Source organism: Serratia sp. S4 (assembly GCF_000347995.1).
GTDB lineage: Bacteria > Pseudomonadota > Gammaproteobacteria > Enterobacterales > Enterobacteriaceae > Serratia > Serratia quinivorans.
The window spans coordinates 1,879,127-1,896,106 of sequence record NZ_KB661120.1 but is presented as its reverse complement, the minus strand read 5'-3'; the positions used below and the strand labels follow the sequence as shown (position 1 = coordinate 1,896,106).

15 protein-coding genes are annotated in these 16,980 nt (G+C 52.3%); 4 read left to right on the top strand and 11 right to left on the bottom strand.

The annotated features are described in order from the left end of the window. Window positions 1-121 precede the first annotated feature (121 nt). A complete protein-coding gene (locus SERS4_RS0109550) occupies window positions 122-1,873 on the top strand; it encodes a Lon protease family protein (RefSeq protein WP_026142298.1) in 1,752 nt (583 codons plus the stop codon). A gap of 396 nt (window positions 1,874-2,269) precedes the next feature. On the opposite strand, the gene SERS4_RS0109545 is transcribed toward SERS4_RS0109550, so the two are convergent. The 6 genes from SERS4_RS0109545 to SERS4_RS25950 form a co-directional block, all read right to left on the bottom strand. Beyond that, window positions 2,270-3,436: a hypothetical protein gene (locus SERS4_RS0109545; RefSeq protein ID WP_017892309.1), complete on the bottom strand. Its 1,167-nt coding sequence runs from the start codon at window positions 3,434-3,436 to the stop codon at window positions 2,270-2,272. 101 nt (window positions 3,437-3,537) lie between these two features. Beyond that, window positions 3,538-3,948 carry a hypothetical protein gene (locus SERS4_RS0109540; protein WP_017892308.1) on the bottom strand — a complete coding sequence of 137 codons (411 nt, stop codon included), beginning with the start codon at window positions 3,946-3,948 and terminating at the stop codon, window positions 3,538-3,540. A gap of 133 nt (window positions 3,949-4,081) precedes the next feature. Next, window positions 4,082-4,324 carry a hypothetical protein gene (locus SERS4_RS0109535; protein ID WP_017892307.1) on the bottom strand — a complete coding sequence of 81 codons (243 nt, stop codon included), beginning with the start codon at window positions 4,322-4,324 and terminating at the stop codon, window positions 4,082-4,084. Then, complete coding sequence (locus SERS4_RS0109530) at window positions 4,312-4,899, bottom strand: hypothetical protein (RefSeq protein WP_017892306.1); 588 nt, start codon at window positions 4,897-4,899, stop codon at window positions 4,312-4,314. The genes SERS4_RS0109535 and SERS4_RS0109530 overlap by 13 nt, the downstream gene beginning before the upstream one ends. 1,332 nt (window positions 4,900-6,231) lie before the next feature. Next, window positions 6,232-6,870: a DUF4145 domain-containing protein gene (locus tag SERS4_RS0109525; protein ID WP_017892305.1), complete on the bottom strand. Its 639-nt coding sequence runs from the start codon at window positions 6,868-6,870 to the stop codon at window positions 6,232-6,234. Between the two features lie 41 nt (window positions 6,871-6,911). Then, the gene (locus SERS4_RS25950) at window positions 6,912-8,213 is read right to left on the bottom strand and encodes a tyrosine-type recombinase/integrase (protein WP_017892304.1); all 1,302 of its coding nucleotides are present in this window, start codon (window positions 8,211-8,213) and stop codon (window positions 6,912-6,914) included. A gap of 343 nt (window positions 8,214-8,556) precedes the next feature. Here SERS4_RS25950 and fabA point away from each other — a divergent pair, with 343 nt between their 5' ends. From fabA to fabF, 3 genes are all read left to right on the top strand, one after another. Then, window positions 8,557-9,075, top strand: a complete 519-nt coding sequence (gene fabA, locus SERS4_RS0109515; RefSeq protein ID WP_012006178.1) for a bifunctional 3-hydroxydecanoyl-ACP dehydratase/trans-2-decenoyl-ACP isomerase — start codon at window positions 8,557-8,559, stop codon at window positions 9,073-9,075. A gap of 116 nt (window positions 9,076-9,191) precedes the next feature. Beyond that, window positions 9,192-9,719, top strand: a complete 528-nt coding sequence (locus SERS4_RS0109510; protein WP_017892303.1) for a helix-turn-helix domain-containing protein — start codon at window positions 9,192-9,194, stop codon at window positions 9,717-9,719. Further along, window positions 9,716-10,990 carry a beta-ketoacyl-ACP synthase II gene (fabF, locus tag SERS4_RS0109505; protein ID WP_012006176.1) on the top strand — a complete coding sequence of 425 codons (1,275 nt, stop codon included), beginning with the start codon at window positions 9,716-9,718 and terminating at the stop codon, window positions 10,988-10,990. Before SERS4_RS0109510 ends, fabF begins: the two co-directional genes overlap by 4 nt. A gap of 64 nt (window positions 10,991-11,054) precedes the next feature. On the opposite strand, the gene rmf is transcribed toward fabF, so the two are convergent. The 5 genes from rmf to SERS4_RS0109485 all read right to left on the bottom strand — a co-directional run bounded on the left by rmf (window position 11,055) and on the right by SERS4_RS0109485 (window position 16,979). Beyond that, window positions 11,055-11,225: a ribosome modulation factor gene (gene rmf / locus SERS4_RS26220; protein ID WP_012006175.1), complete on the bottom strand. Its 171-nt coding sequence runs from the start codon at window positions 11,223-11,225 to the stop codon at window positions 11,055-11,057. Window positions 11,226-11,496: 271 nt separating this feature from the next. Next, the gene (pqiC, locus tag SERS4_RS0109500) at window positions 11,497-12,054 is read right to left on the bottom strand and encodes a membrane integrity-associated transporter subunit PqiC (RefSeq protein WP_012006174.1); all 558 of its coding nucleotides are present in this window, start codon (window positions 12,052-12,054) and stop codon (window positions 11,497-11,499) included. Next, window positions 12,051-13,697, bottom strand: coding sequence for an intermembrane transport protein PqiB (gene pqiB, locus SERS4_RS0109495; protein ID WP_017892302.1), 1,647 nt, complete (start codon window positions 13,695-13,697; stop codon window positions 12,051-12,053). The genes pqiC and pqiB overlap by 4 nt, the downstream gene beginning before the upstream one ends. Then, a complete protein-coding gene (pqiA, locus tag SERS4_RS0109490; RefSeq protein WP_371257923.1) occupies window positions 13,684-14,997 on the bottom strand; it encodes a membrane integrity-associated transporter subunit PqiA in 1,314 nt (437 codons plus the stop codon). Before pqiA ends, pqiB begins: the two co-directional genes overlap by 14 nt. A 77-nt stretch (window positions 14,998-15,074) precedes the next feature. Next, on the bottom strand, window positions 15,075-16,979 hold the full coding sequence (locus SERS4_RS0109485; RefSeq protein WP_012006171.1) for an ABC transporter ATP-binding protein: 1,905 nt from the start codon (window positions 16,977-16,979) through the stop codon (window positions 15,075-15,077). Window position 16,980 lies beyond the last annotated feature (1 nt).

Sequence of the window (16,980 nt, the reverse complement as noted above, 5' to 3'; positions counted from 1 at the left end):
TTTTTGCACAGTCATCGCTCGATGTCAAACTCCCTGACATCAACTGTAACTCTGCATCTATCAAGCTGCCGTTATTCTTGTATAATCGCCCTTTCCCTTTTTGACGATTGCATCTAACACTTTGACCAATAACCGACTTGAATGGCAATCACTGTTGCCGGACGTTACGCCTTATCAAGCGATATTTGATACCGCCGCGCAGTTGGCCCCCGTGTCCTTTGCCTCTATTCAGCCTCGGCTGGAAAACGCACTGACGCTGTTTTGCCATCCACAGTCACCACCGCGTTTCATGTTGTTGAAAGCGCAAGAAACGCGTGAGTATCTGGCGCTGATCGCCCAGGCAGTTGAACAACTGCAGCCGCAGAACACCGCGTTCAAGGGCAGTCACTATGTGATCCAGGGCAGCAAGGTCAGCGTAGAACCCGCCAGCCAGGGTGATGAACCCTTTGCCGCCGGGGGTGCCTGCGTGTATCAAGAGTGGGTTGAACCTGAACAGCTGTTTGGCTGCGTTCGGATCCACAATGGTGAAATCAACCTGCAGCCCGGCCTGGTGCATCAGGCCAACGGTGGTGTACTGATCCTGTCTGCGCGTTCTCTGCTGGCTCAGCCGCTGCTGTGGCTGCGTTTGAAGCAGATGATCACCCAACGTCAGTTCCACTGGGTTTCCCCGGATGAGACACGCCCATTGCCAATTACCATTCCAGCCATGCCGCTGGAATTGCGGTTGATTGTGGTAGGCGATCGTCACGGCCTTGCCGATTTCCATGATATTGAACCGGAGCTGAGTGAGCAGTCAGTCTACGGTGAATACGAGGAAGATCTGCAACTCACCGAAATCGATGACATGGTGCAATGGTGTGGCTACGTCAATAGCCTCATCGAAGAGCAACAACTGCCACCGCTGGCAGCCGATGCCTGGTACCCGCTGATGATACAGGCAGTACGTCACAGCGGCGATCAGGGCAACCTGCCGCTGTCCCCACTGTGGCTCGGCCAACAACTTTCCGAAGCCGCACTGTACGTCGAAGAAGAAAGCATCACTGCCAAAGCATTTGAAGCCGCGCTGAATGCGCGCGAGTGGCGTGAAAGCTATCTTGCCGAACGGATGCAGGATGAAATTGAGCTGGGCCAAATCCTGATTGAAACCGAAGGCGAAGTCGTCGGTCAGATCAATGGCCTGTCGGTGCTGGAATACCCTGGCCATCCGCGCAGTTTCGGTGAACCCTCCCGTATCAGCTGTGTCGTACATCTTGGCGATGGTGAATTCACCGACGTTGAGCGCAAGGCCGAGCTTGGCGGCAATCTGCATGCCAAGGGCATGATGATTATGCAGGCGTTCCTGATTTCCGAACTGGAACTGGACCAACCGCTGCCCTTCTCTGCTTCGATCGTGTTTGAACAATCTTATGGCGAAGTGGACGGTGACAGCGCCTCATTGGCTGAGCTGTGCGCGCTCATCAGCGCACTGTCGCTACAGCCAATTACCCAGCAGATTGCAGTAACCGGTTCTGTCGACCAATTCGGTAATGTGCAGCCGATTGGCGGCGTTAACGAAAAAATCGAAGGCTTTTTTGAAGTTTGCCAACGTCGGGGTTTGACCGGCAAACAGGGCATTATTCTGCCCGCCACCAATGTGCGCCATCTGTGTCTGCATCAGGACGTGGTCGATGCGGTGCGCGAGGGACAGTTCCATCTGTGGGCCGTCAATAGCGCTGCGGAAGCCTTGCCATTACTCACCGGTTACCCCTACTCTGATGAACAGCAACCGAACCTGTTAGCTGCCATTCAGGAACGGATAGCACAGGTGAATCCGCAGGAACGCCGGCGCTGGCCATGGCCGCTTCGTTGGCTCAACTGGTTCAACCACAACTGAGAATAGCGGTGAGAGCCGCATCATGACTGGGTTCTGAGGGAATCGTCAAGGGCTTTGTGACTCCTTTTGTGACCCAGTTGTGACCTTCCTTATCGCCTCTTTGGGACCAACTCTTAGGGCCATATGGGGGGAAATGCTCGGAAAAGATATATAGGATAGGCACTCAGATTTTTCTGTAGGATTCTTAAAGGGATACCCACGGTTCACAATCTGTCCAGCATCCATAGGAAGACTGACAGAATCAACAAGGCTTCCCTGAGGTCAATGTAAGTGGTGACCATATGGGCCTCCTTGTGGTTAAGTCTATCGGCATGGTGACATTGATCGCCAAAACCTATCAATTGCAGAAATAACCCCTCAGTATCATTAAGACACTTGAGGGGTTATCTATGGCTATTACTTGGCGGTGGGCTTGGTGTCAGACTTAGCGAAGGTCAGACGGTGCACCACAGGAAATTCAGCGGTTGCTACCTTATCGAACTCACCTTGTTTCACTTTGACAGTACCTGTTGCCATGACGTCCAGAACAGCAATCATTTCTACACTGTATCCAGCGCTGTTAGGCTCACGTGTAATGTTAATCTTCACGGTGTCGCCTTCCTTGGTCGAACGGAAAGACAACATAGCGAAGCCTTTAGGCAGCAGATAAACACCAGTATCCTCACCTAAGTAACCCATGATTGTGCAGCCGAACAGTTCCGAGGCGTCCTCATGACCAGCTCGTTGAGCAGCACGTTCTAATACGGCTTCCAGTTTCTCAGGCACCAGCAAGGCATAGGCGTCCAGAGTTGCACCCAGATGTACAGGCAGGTTGATTGCCAATGCGTCCAGCAAGTCTTCGGCGGCATCTTTAGGTTTAACACTCAGGTCACCCGCGGGAATGGTCACAAGGTCGGGAGTCTTCGCCAGCACCTTAGCGACATTGCCAGCCAGTACACGGCAGAATTGATGCTGCATGTTACCCACAGTTTGACGTAGGGAACCTTCAGTCCAACCGCCCATCATGTCAAAGTCTGACACCTGAGTAGCCACGGAGCACAGAATACCCGTCTCAGTCTTGTCGTCACCATGCAGTACCGGGGAGACCATCACTGGGGAGCCTGCAATAGCTTTGCCAGTTGGCAGCTTGGAGCGGTCTAATTTACCAGCAGGGTTAAAGGTAACGGTGCGGTCTTCCAGCAATTGCACATTAAGCGGGGTCGGTTGTGTACCAAAAGGGCGGAACTCGGATGGGAAGATATGCTCTTGCATTACCGCAGCAAACTCACCATCGTTGAAGGTGGCGTCGAGTGACTCTTCAAGAGCCTGCACATAGTCGTGTACGTCATTGCCGAAAGCCATTGGACGACCGGAGCGGTCAGTATATCCAACGTTCATGGTCTGACCGGTGCCGTCTGCCATATTGATAAACTCAACACGGGACACATCGGTGCCGAACACAGAGTTAGGAATCGCAGTGCCATCAGGCGACATCAGGTGACGGCGCAGAGCGGTCAGCCCCACTACCTTTTCAGAGGTGATAGCGTTGGTGGTGTTGTTAGTTTTGACAATTGAGTTGCTCATAATGTGGTACTCCTTTTGAAATGAATGTGGTGAATGGTGCCTACGTAACGCCAAGGAGTTCCCTCAGCGTTCTCGCATTGATGCACTTAAAGTGAGAGGCCTCACAGCCCGAATTCGTGTCCCTTGCGGCCATACAGTTTGACCATGCGCTCCTCGCGTTCCCGCTTGCGGTTAGCCTCGGCTCTGATTTCTTCAGGTGTTGCGTTCATGGCCTTAATGCGCTCAAGATTCTTCTGCACTTCTCGGCGGTCATGCTCGGCTTTTTCACGTGCAGCTTGATTACTGCGTGCCCACCACTGGCTGTATTTGCCGTAGTCACCAGCGTTCAGACCTGCTGCATGAATGGCGTTAAGAATCTTGTTGCTCTTGGCTTCGTCGCTGCCAGTGCTATTCAGCATGGTAGTAGCCACAATTTCAGTGAAATACTTGGTGCTCATCTCTTGATCGAACAGCATCACAGTAGTGCCGTCAGCAGACACGGACAAATCCAGCTTGCGGAATGAAATAGACATAGTTTGTTCTCCTTCTTTGGGTGTATTAGAAAGTGAACGTATCGGTCGACCACAGGCGCACAAAGGCATCCTGCGGCGTCTCTCCGCATCAGTCGGTTCAATTCAAAGGGGGGGTAGTTAGTTAAAGATGGTCTTACTTGGTGTTGGTGGCTTTACGTTCCTGTATGACAAACGCTGCGGCTACCCGGAGAGTCCACTTGGTGTAAAACACCTCAGGGTCAAGCAGATCAAACAGTTGCTCTTTGAGTTCGCCCACGGTCAGCTCGAGGGCTTGCATGTAGTAACGGCCGAACGTCGTCTTTGGGTCGAACTTCCAGCCGCTCGGCTTCTCAGCATTGCTCTTGATGACCTGCGTGATTTCAGTTAGCTGACACATATGTCACCTCCTTGAGCGCTCAGCGCTTCCACACAGCGACGCAGCCAGACGCCTGATAGTCCTTGATTCTTAGCTTGTGTTAACGTCAGGTGCCCGGCCATTACTGCCTTAGCGCGTGCCTGATTGGTTGTCTTGTCGCGCCATTGCTTCATCTGCTCATGTGCATAGTCACGGTCAGCGTTGGTTAGGCGCTCAAGCTGTTCTGCCTCAGCGATGTGACCAAGCTCAACCATTTTGTTAGCCACCACAGCGGCAACTTCTGGTATTGCTAAGACAGCTTCGAATGCTGCATAGACCATATCTTCAAAATCATCTGAGACCCAACCGGCATACTTGAGGGTGGCCTGTTTGTCGGCATAGGTTATGCTTTCAATACCAATCTTCTCGACGTGCATTTTTTGCATGTCGGCGAGTCTCTTTGTTACCTTGCCACGCCACTGAGAAGGCAGCTTATTGTTAGGCAAGCCGAGTGTCTTCCAGATGTCAGTAAGGTTCCACATTCCGGACTCGTTGGCCTTGAAGTGACGACCGTCGATGATGATTACTGCATTAGCGTTAATAGTTTGAATGCTCATTTGGTTGTTTCCTTTTTGTTTGCACCCTGAAGCCGCACCCTACCGGCCTACGAAAGTCCCCAACCAAAGGGAGACCAGCAGGACAACAGGATGCAAACAGAATGACTTTCGATTAATAGAATGTGTCTTTGCGGAGACACGCTCACCTCTTTGTATTTTTTCAAATTGAAAAGATACCGCTCAGAGGACAGCTCGTTTATAGCTCTCCTAATGGATTCTTCACTGAGCTTAGATTTCAGCCCAGTAAGTTCGTCACAGCGTGAATAAACGGTTTTCCATTTTGGAGGACAGGGTGACGCTAATATAAAGGGGAGAGTTCCACAGCGTGACGTCTCTATATCGTTTCAGAGGCTACTGGAATTTACCCTACTATTCTTCACATATTCCTGTGAGGAGATCACTTGGCACGGTTGCCGCTCAGTACATGCCTGTGCTCATGAATGAATTGATACCTACTTTGAGATGGACAGAAAGTAGTAATGAGACTGAGCGTTCGCACAGGTTAGGCTCTATGACAAATGGTCTCCTCACAGGATTGTGTGTGTACTCCCATTAGTGAGTCCTATTAAATTCTGACAGCAGGCACTGCACGTTTCCCATCCTACAGCGTTAGCAGTGAGACCATATATCCTCTCGGTGATGCATGGAGTATTTACTCATAGAGGGATGGAATGAAATATGATTACCATCCATAAGCTAAGTTGTACATAAAGTTTCCACTAAGAGTATTAATCTTTTTATTAAATCAATACTTTTAAACTTTAAGTTATCTTTAAGTTTCTTAGGGTCTTTAAGTATCTTTAAGTTAGCCCCTGTAGGGATGATAGACCAGATTAAAATAATAACGGTCTTCATATCTTTGCTATTCACTTATCGACTGACCATAGAGCACACAGGAAGCAAACATTACGAATTCGCTTGGTGTCTATATATTGGTCATCCCGCCCCGAAAGGATGCGATAAGTTACGGTTAGTGTTAAGCCTGAAAGTAGGCAGTGAATGGTTCAGCAGCGCTAACTGCGTCATCGATAGGTGGGTACAGTAAGAAATAATTTTCGTCCCTCCCAATAGTGAGTCGCATTAATTTCCCCTTGACAATAGGCGAAAACCTCCAGTGAACTTACAGCGACTGAAGGTTTTTTGATCAATGGTCAACCGGTAGCCAGCGAATAGTTAACCTTGTGATGAGGACTCCCGTCTCCGCTTTGGCGCTTCTGGAACCCTCAAAGTTAAAGCAAGGAGAAGTGTGTCCTCCTCAATAGCGAGTCGTATTAATTTTACTATGTTAATCAGTAAGTTGAATTTTTTCACTCCTCCCTATACATAAGGTCATTACTTTCCTGACTGCTTGTCTCGCTGCTCAATGCCTTTACGCTGCCCTTCCGGTAACGCTTTGAACATCTCTTCGATTTCTCTCGGTCTCGTTATGCGGTCATCAACGATAATGTTGACCAGCTTAAAGAGGCTGTGTGTAAGGTTGGGGTCTTCATCAAGATTTATCTCTCCCGGGTGAACTGCTTGATTCCCCACAATGCGACATATATCAGCAGCTTGTTGGATTCTCTCAGGTAACCCCTTCGCCACCAAGTTCTTAATGTCTTCATTTATGTTCTTGCCGGGTTCCTTGAGATGCTTCATGAGCCGTTGTAGGCATAAGCGTAATAACGCCGCGGCACCCTTGGGGGACAAGTTGACAATGCTCCTGGCCTCCATGTAGTCAGCTTTACAATCATCCGGCATATCATGATTTGGCATTTCAATGTTTGTTGTAACAGGCAGAATCAACTTCTCATTATTCCAGTATGACCTACCCTCACAGCAGCTACATACTGTCATCTCCATATCAGAATCTTCATACCCCCCCCATCGATTAAACTTCAAGTCATGCCAATCTTGTTTTGCATATGCATTACAAATCGGACAATTGAAAGCATCCTTTCTGTATTCAGCAGGTTCATAAGGTGTAGTCATCAGATTATCCTTTTATAGTTTTAACCATCAATATTTACAGCTCAAAGAAAGACTGCCTGCAAAACCTCAGCAGACCTAACGACACTCACAGTCGCACCATAAAGCCCAAAGGTTATCTCTCCGGACGCATGACCAAGAACCCCACCAATATCGGCCTCAGTGAGTCCCTTAGCCCTCGCTCTGGTCGCCATGTAGTGCCGCAACGAGTGGAAAGAAACCTCACCAGAATCTGTTGTGTGCCGCTTAACGAATGCATTGAGATCGATATGGGTCAAGGCATCCTCTTTAAATAATGACTCTCCATCGCGTTGACGCTCCAGCCACACCTTGAATTTCTCAAGAGAGAATCCCTGAGCACCATCGGTCAACGGGACACAGCGGACACTGGCAGCGTTCTTTAGGGTCTTACCGCTTTTCAAGTTGATTTCAGCGTAAGTAATTCCCTCCGGTGTCTCTTTAATATCCGCTTTGGTCAACTGCAAGATTTCACCGATACGCGCACCGGTAATCATACCGACACGAATAGCCCACTGTTGAGCCAAGGTAAGCTCTTTATCGGTTGGTAAGGCATCAATCAGCTGATTCATTTCATCATCAGTAAATGCCCTGCGTTTGCTTTTAGCGCCTTTGAGTTTCAAACCTTTGGTGTAGTCATATTGGACAAGACCATTATTTAACCCCCAATTGACCACCGCAGACAGCTTCTGGAGAATCTTATTGATGGACGCATCGGCATAATTACCGGACTCCATCAGGCAAGTTCTAAGCTCTGTAATGTCGTCGCGTGTGTAAGTCAGCATGTTCAGATAGCCGATATATTCACTCAGGCGTCTGCGGATTGTGTTGTGGTCTGAAATAGTAGCCTTAGCCATGTTGATTGAAGTCTCGTCGAGGAACTTCTGGTACAACTCGTCGAACGTCAGCACTTTGATATGCTGCTGTGTCGATTCTACCGGGCTAACACCTTGGGCAACTCTCAGATTTGCTGGATTAACATCAGGGGCAATAGCGGCGGTATCACTTTTCAAGGAATCTAAAGCCGCCAATAAAGGCCGCCCATCACCCAGAAGGCGCTCTTGTGCAGCAGACAGAATCTCTTGAGCCTGAATGACGGCCTTATGTTGAGTAACAGACAACGCAGAATTAGACACGAGGTCGATTAACGCCTCACGGCTTTCATCTATGACGGATACTTCTACACCATCCCAAAAGTTTTCCGGCTTGTCAGTCAGCAAGGAATCAGCCAGCTCTCTGAGATATTCCCTCATTTCCTCCCACTCAGCATCGGGATGATTAACGATGAACGTCTTAATAGCGCTGTTGTAGATTCCCTGTTGTTTCATCGCTGTATTCCGGTTGGAGGTTCTCATAGAAACTGTAATGGTATCATGCGTTGAACCTACCCGGCGATAACGCACCTGATAGATACCTGAGCGCTTCCGATACAGGTAAGGGACCGAAAGTGCCACTTGTGACCCTGTTGTGATACCTTGTGACGGACTTACAGATAGTGACAGACAAGAACTGGTCGCACCACACGAGTAACTCATTGTGTTCATTATGTTTTCCTTATGAACAAATGGAGCTATCCTCAAGTATCTGGTTCAACCACGGCTGATCGGACTTGTTCAGCGTACACGTGTAAGCTAATCTGCGCCCTTCAATAAAATAAGGTTTACTGAGAACATGGTAGAAAAACGCGACTCCTATACGAAAGAAGACCTCGAAGCATCCGGCCGTGGCGAACTGTTTGGCGCTGGTGGCCCGCCGTTGCCGGCAGGTAACATGTTGATGATGGACCGCGTGGTCAAAATGACCGAAGACGGTGGTACCCACAACAAGGGTTATGTGGAAGCGGAACTGGATATTAATCCAGACCTATGGTTCTTTGGTTGCCACTTTATCGGCGATCCGGTGATGCCAGGCTGCCTGGGTCTGGATGCCATGTGGCAGTTGGTAGGTTTCTACCTCGGCTGGCTGGGCGGCGAAGGTAAAGGTCGTGCGCTGGGCGTGGGTGAAGTTAAATTCACCGGCCAGGTTCTACCTACCGCGAAGAAAGTCACCTACCGCATTAACTTCAAGCGTGTGATCATCCGTAAACTGATTATGGGTGTGGCTGATGGTGAAGTCCTGGTCGATGGTCAGGTCATTTACACCGCCAGCGATCTGAAAGTGGGCCTGTTCAAGGACACTGCGGCGTTCTAACCGCAATCACGGCGGCCTTCCGGGTCGCCGTTTATTTCCCTTAGTTATCTTTTAATCGTTGCGTCCATAGCGGCTAAACAGTAACTACAATAATTGTAGTAACCAGGAGGTATGCCATGCAAAAAACTCGTTTTGATAACATGCCATGCCCGGTAGCTCGCTCACTGGACCGCGTCGGGGAATGGTGGAGCATCCTGATACTTCGCGATGCGTTTCATGGTTTGTCCCGGTTTGATGAGTTCCAGCAGAGCCTTGGACTTTCGCCCACCATATTGACCCGTCGCCTGAAGTATCTGGTAGAAAGCGGCATACTGCATAAACAACGCTATCAAACACGACCGGTACGCTACCAGTACTTGCTCACTGAACGCGGCAAAGATTTTTTCCCGGTGCTTGCAGCCCTGTTTCACTGGGGGAATACCCACCTGGCCGAAGACGGCATCAGTGCTGAACTGGTCGATCGTCGTACCGGGCAACCCATACGCGTGCAACTGATCGACAGCATTACCCAGCAGCCCATTGCGCTGCATAATATTACTTTAGCCCCAGGGCCGGCAGCGACCGACGGCATGCGCCAGCGCGCGGCCCTGATGCTGCAGAACCTTTCTGCATTCCCCACTGAATCATCCAAGGAGTCACTATGAACACTCGTCGTATAGTCATTACCGGCATGGGCGCCGTTTCGCCACTGGGATGCGGCGTAGAGGCTATCTGGCAGCGTCTGCTGAACGGCCAGTCCGGCATTCGTCCGCTGCCAGAAGAGATCGTCGCAGACCTGCAGGTGAAAATCGGTGGTCAGGTGCCCACTTTGGAACAGGATCCCGAGGCGGGTTTCGATCCCGACCTTTCGGTGGCACCAAAAGACCAGAAGAAAATGGACCGCTTTATCCTGCTCGCCATGGCAGCGGCCGATGAGGCTATCCGCCAGGCAGGTTGGGTAGCAGACACTGAAGACAAGCAGGAACGCACCGCAACCGTGATCGCTTCCGGCATTGGCGGCTTCCCGGCTATCGCCCATGCGGTACGCACCACCGACAGCCGTGGTGCCAAACGCCTGTCGCCTTTCACCATCCCTTCGTTCCTGGTTAATCTGGCTGCCGGTCACGTATCGATTAAACATCAGTTCAAGGGCCCTATTGGCGCCCCCGTGACGGCCTGTGCCGCAGGCGTACAGGCCATTGGCGATGCCGTACGTATGATTCGTAACGATGAAGCGGATATCGCGCTGTGTGGCGGTACGGAAGCGGCTATCGACACCGTCAGCCTTGGGGGTTTTGCAGCGGCGCGTGCCATGTCCACAACGCCTGCAGACGCCGCCGCAACAGCCTCACGGCCTTTTGACAGTGCACGCAACGGGTTTGTTATGGGTGAAGGTGCCGGCATGCTGGTGATTGAGACACTGGAGCATGCGCTGGCCCGTGGGGCAACACCGCTGGCTGAAATTGTCGGTTATGGCACCAGCGCAGATGCCTACCACATGACTTCGGGGGCCGAGGATGGTGACGGTGCCTACCGTGCCATGAAGATTGCCCTCAAACAGGCTGGCGTAGCACCGGAGCAAGTTCAACACCTGAACGCGCATGCGACATCCACACCGGTAGGGGATTTGGGCGAAATTAACGCCATTAAGCATCTGTTCGGCACGAACGGCAGCGTAGCGGTTACCTCAACCAAATCAGCAACCGGTCATTTACTCGGTGCCGCCGGCGGGCTGGAAACCATCTTTACCGCACTGGCGCTGCGTGACCAGATTGCACCCGCCACGCTGAATTTGGAAAGTCCGGATCCGGCTGCAGAGGGGCTGCACCTGGTCGCGAATAAAGCGGAACCCATGGCCATAAGCTACGCACTGTCGAACGGCTTTGGTTTTGGTGGTGTGAATGCGAGTATCTTGTTGAAACGCTGGCAGGGGTAATACCCATTAAACACAAACCTCCGCGCTGGGCGGAGGTTGTTCCTTTTATTTGACAGGGAGCCGCTTAAGCGGTCACAGCCCTGTCTTCCATGGCTTCTCGCCAACCTCCCAGCCATTGAGACCGGCTTTCCACAGTCGTTTTATAGGGACAATAATCCTTCGGATGTCCTAAAATACCTGCCTGATAACCTTTCGAATGCGCCCTTTCCAGACGATCGCGTTTCTGTCTCTTCATGCCTCGTTTCCCTCACTTTTTGGTCAGTTGGAAAGAAAACAATGGCTGCTTTTTGTGCAGCCACGTTTAAGCAATAGCGCTAAATGGAGCGAAGATCAATGCGCAAAATTCACGCCAATGTCATATTTGTGAGCTACGCACGCAGAATTTGCTAAGTGGCTGATAGATAGGAAAGAAGCTAACTTATTGAAATAAAATAAAAACCCCTTGCGACGAGAAATCCCAATATTTCTCGCCGCAAGGGGTTAGACCGATTTAATACAAATTATTTCTAAAAACGACCGGCTTGCGCAGCAATATCCTGGGCTTCTTGTTGCCAGCCCTGAGCCAACGTCCGCACCAAGGCATCGTAGCCGTCTTCACCCTGTTTAAGCTCCAGGCTGAATGGGCGTTTGGTCAAATTGCCCTGATGGTTCAGCACCCACTCGCCGCGAATGATCGCCTTGCCGTCAAAGCGGCCGTGGAAACCACTGATGGTGACGTTGAGCACATCCTGTTCGCTGCTCATCGGCTGCGAGGACACCACCCAACCCGGCAGCGCGCTGCTCAGGTTAGTGACCAGCGTCTGCTGCAACTGTTGATCCAGCGGGCTGGCCCACAGGTTGTTCTGGGCAATCACATACTGCACGTCATTGGTCTGGTAAACCACACCGCTCTGCGCCAGATAATCCGCCACGCTAACGTGCTCCAGCCAAAGCTGGCGCGACGTCGTGCTACCGCTGACCTGTGCCGGCGAGCCCAATGCCGGCAATTGATAGTAGGTCTTCTGTGGAGTACTGCTACAGGCGCTGAGTAACAGCGCCAGGGCTACCGGGATCCATTTCATCATTTATTGGCCTTCTTCGGCTGAGGATCGTTACTGCCCGCGGCTTCAAATACCAGCGCGTTGCTCTTTTCGTTCAGGGTGCGCAGCACCGGCTGCAGTTCACGCAAGACCTGATCAAGACGTTGCATATCGCCGACCATCTTGTTGTAGGCCGGAGAACCAGGCTGGAACCCTTTCATGCTGCGGTTCAGTTCCTGCAAGGTTTTTTGCATATCCTGCGGCAACGCCTTCATCTCTTTGCTGGCGATGATGTCATTCAACGATTGCATGGTCTGCTGTGTCGACTTCATCGTTTTCTGACTTTCAGCCAACGTTTTGGTCGCTTCGTTGATCATCGGATTCAGCGGCATCGAGTTGATTTTATCCAGCGTCTGCATCAGTTTCTGCTGGATCTGCGCCAGGCCGCCGCTGGTGGTTGGCATCAGTCGGTAACCAAACAGCTCACGTGGCCCTTTATAAGGTTTCTCTTGCGGATAGAAATCCAGATCGATATACAGCGACCCCGTTAGCAGGTTAGCGGATTTCAAAGAGGCACGCATGCCACGCGACTCAGCGTCTTTCAAATGACTCTCAAAGTCGAAGTTGCCACCCAACTGTTTCTGGAAGCGATCCGGTTCGATGCGGATCAGCACCGGGATCCGGTAGTCGTTGTCCAGACGCTGTATCATGCCTTTTTTGTAGAACGGTACCTGGCCAACGGTACCCAGACGGATGCCGCGGAATTCCACCGGCGCACCAGGCTGCAGCCCGCGAACCGAATCGGCGAAGAACAGCAGGTAGTCTTTATGCACGGTATACAGCGAATCCTGAATGCTGCGCTGGTTGTCGAACAGGTGGTACTCTGCTTTCGGTTGCGCCAGTTCACCGCGATCCCAGCCGTCCGGCACGTCGAAGCTGACGCCGCCGCTGAACAAGGTCGCCAACGAGCCCATTTCCACCCTCATCCCCTGCGCCGACATATCGAACGCCACACCGCTGTCTTTCCAGAAACGTACGTTACTGGTCACCAACTGATCGTAAGGTGCGGAGATAAATAATTGGTAACGCATGGCACGCATCTTGGGATCAAAATAACTGGTCTCCACCGAGCCAACGCGATAGCCGCGGAACAACACAGGATCGCCGGCATTTAACTGTCCGGATCTTTCACTGTCCAGCACAATGCGTAACCCTTTAGCGTCCGGAGAGGCTAACGGCGGTGCGTCCAGCAGTTGGTAGTCGCCCTTGCCTGCCTTGCCTTTGTTGCCCGGCTGCAGTTCGATATAGGCACCGGAAAGCAGCGTCCCCAATCCGGAAACGCCGCCGCGGCCAATCTGCGGCTTCACTACCCAGAAGGCTGAGTCCTGACGCAACAGCTTCTCCATGCCGGTGTTAAGGCGCGCCTCGACCAGCACCTTGCTCAAGTCTTCGCTCAGGGTCACCGTTTCCACGACCCCGACGTCAACGCTACGGCTTTTGATTTTGGTTTTACCCGCCTCCAGCCCTTCTGCGGTGGTGGTAACCAGAGTGACCACCGGCCCCTGATGGCTGAAATGGTAAAACAGGATCCAGGCGCCGATCAGTGCGGTGACAATCGGGATGATCCACACTGGTGACCAGCGTTTGATCTTCTCGACGTCCGCGACGCTATGATTATTTTCCGTCACCTTGCGGCTCCTTTTTTATTGTTTCGTTTACGCGATCCCAGGTTAACCGGGGATCAAACGTCATGGCTGCAAACATAGTGAGGATCACCACCATAGCGAACAGCAGTGCGCCAATGTCAGGATAAATGCTCATCAATTGTCCCATCCGTACCAATGCCGAAAGCACGGCAATCACAAACACGTCAATCATTGACCAGCGGCCAACAAATTCAACCACTTCATAAATCAGATGCATTCGCTCGCTGTCGGCCCGTGCCTTGCCGGTACCGTTAGCGTCCCAACACAGCCAGCCAATCGCCAACATTTTTAGCGAAGGCACCATAATACTGGCGATGAAGATCACCATCGCCACCGGGTAAGATCCTTCTCCCCACAGCAGGATCACCCCGGCCATGATAGTAGAAGTGAGCTTGTTGCCCAATGCTTCGGTAACCATAATCGGCATCAGGTTTGCCGGAATATACAGCAGGATAGAAGTGAGCAGCAGCGCCAACGTCCATTGCAGACTGTGCCGACGGCGCACGTAGCCACGGGAATGGCAGCGCGGGCACTGGGTCAGTTCCGCCGGTAAAATGGCCGTGCAACACTGGCAGGAACGCAGCCCCTGACGCAGCCCGGTACGCCCGACTTCCATCGGACGATCAAGGCGCGGTGCGGGTTCAATGTCATTCCACAGCCAGCGACGATCGACACACTGGAAAGCGCGCACCTGCAGCAGGCAAAACAGGCAGTACGGCACAAAGCTGCTGCCGACGCCAATATCACCATAAGCCATCAGCTTAACGAAGCTGACCAGCACCCCGGCCAGGAAAATCTCCACCATGCACCAGGTTTTAAACTGGAACAGCATTTTGGCCATCCACTCTTTCAAACCGGTGGTGATAGGGACTTTGGCGCACAGCAAAATGATCGCCACCATGCAAAATGCCGGGATCAGTTGAACAAACACCATAAACAGCGTGGCCATGCTGGCATAGTCTTCTGCCACCATCACCTGCGGGATTTGGATCAGTTTGATTTCGTTACCAAGGCCGGCAACGCGCATGTTGATAAACGGGAAAATATTCGCCAGCACCAGCATAAACAAGGCGCTGAGGGCGTAGCCGATCGGCCGCTTGCGCGGTTCCTCCCAGCGGGAGCTGAGGGTAGTCTTACAACGCGGGCATACCGCTTTTGAACCATATGCCAGCGGCGGCAATGCCACCAGCATGTCGCACTGCGGGCACAGCATCAGATTGTCCTGTTGCTGCTTCGCGTGCGTTGCATGGCTGTGCTGCTCGTGATTCTCGTGGGAACACACCATATTCCTCCTTAACAACGTTGCTCACCGGTACGGCAATACCGCCCGCAGCAGCGCGCGGGCGGTATTCTCAACGGTTAGCCGTTTTTCATCGCTTCCAACTCTTCCCAACGGGCGAAGGCTTCTTCCAGTGCCCCTTCGGCCGTAGCCAGCGCCGTCAGCACCTGTTGCGTTTCACTGTGAGGACGCGTGAAGAAATCAGCATCGCTCATTTGTGCCTGCAGCGCCGTAATTTCCGCTTCCAGTTGTTCAAGGCGTTGCGGCAACTGCTCCAGCTCACGTAGCAGGTTATAGCTCAGTTTAGCCGCTGTTTTCTTTGGCTGTTCAGCCTTTTTTTCTGCTACGGGCTTGTTCTGTTCAGCCGTTACCTGGCGGATCGGTTTAGCCGTCGCGCGTTGATGATGCGCGTCGTAATAACCGCCAACGAAGGTGCTGATCTCACCGTTGCCTTCAAAGATCCAGCATTCGGTCACCGAGTTATCAACGAACTGACGATCGTGGCTGACCAACATCACGGTGCCCTGGTAGCCGTCGATCAGCTCTTCCAGCAACTCCAGCGTTTCAACATCCAGGTCGTTGGTAGGTTCATCGAGGATCAATAAGTTACTAGGCTTCAGGAACAGTTTGGCCAGCAACAGACGATTACGCTCACCGCCCGACAAGGCTTTCACCGGCGTCATCGCCCGTTTAGGGTGGAACAGGAAGTCCTGCAGATAACCCAATACGTGGCGTGAACGGCCGTTGACCAATACTTCCTGCTTACCTTCCGCCAGGTTGTCCATGACCGTGCGCTCCGGATCCAGATCCGCACGGTGCTGGTCGAAGTAGGCCACTTCCAGCTTGGTCCCGCAGTGCACACGGCCGCTGTCGGCTTTCAACTGGCTGAGCATCAGTTTCAGCAGCGTAGTCTTGCCGCAACCGTTCGGACCAACCAACGCAATTTTGTCGCCACGCTGCACCTGGGCGGAGAAATTACGTACCAACACTTTGCCGCCAACCTGATAGTTAACGTCTTCCATCTCAAACACGATCTTGCCCGAGCGTACCGCTTCTTCCACCTGCATTTTGGCGGTGCCCATCACTTCACGGCGTTCGGATCGCTCGTTACGCAACGCCTTCAGCGCACGAACGCGGCCTTCGTTACGGGTACGGCGCGCCTTGATGCCCTGACGGATCCACACTTCTTCCTGCGCCAGCTTGCGGTCAAATTCAGCATTTTGCAGCTCTTCCACCCGCAGCGCTTCTTCTTTGCTCAGCAGGTATAAATCGTAGTTGCCCGGCCAGGACACCAGCTTGCCGCGATCGAGATCGACAATGCGCGTCGCCATATTGCGGATAAAGGAACGGTCGTGGGAAATGAACACAATGCTGCCCTGAAACTCTTTCAGGAAGCCTTCCAGCCAGTCGATGGTTGAAATATCCAGGTGGTTGGTCGGTTCGTCGAGCAACAGTACGCGCGGAGAACTGACCAGCGCTCGGCCCAGTGCCGCTTTACGCAGCCAGCCGCCGGAGAGCGAGGAAAGTTCCGCATCCCCATTCAGGCCCAACTGCAACAGCACTTCGCTGATGCGGCTATCGAGCTGCCACAGGCCCTGATGATCGAGGATCTCCATAATCTGCGCCATGCGCGTCAGGTTTCTTTCGCTTGGGTCGGTTTCCACCAGGTGCGAAATCGCGTGGTAGGCTTTCAGGTGTTCCGCCTGCTCGGCGACGCCTTCGGCCACGAAATCAAACACCGTACCGCCGATATTGCGCGGGGGATCCTGTTGCAGGCGCGCCACAATCAGATCCTGCTCGTAAATCACCCGGCCATCATCCAATGGAATTTCTTTGCCGAGGATCTTCAACAGCGTGGATTTACCGGCGCCATTGCGCCCAACCAGACAAACGCGTTCGTTGTCTTCAATATGAATTTCGGTGTTGTCTAAAAGTGGTGCATCGCTGAAGGACAGCCAGGCACCGGACATGCTAATTAACGACATA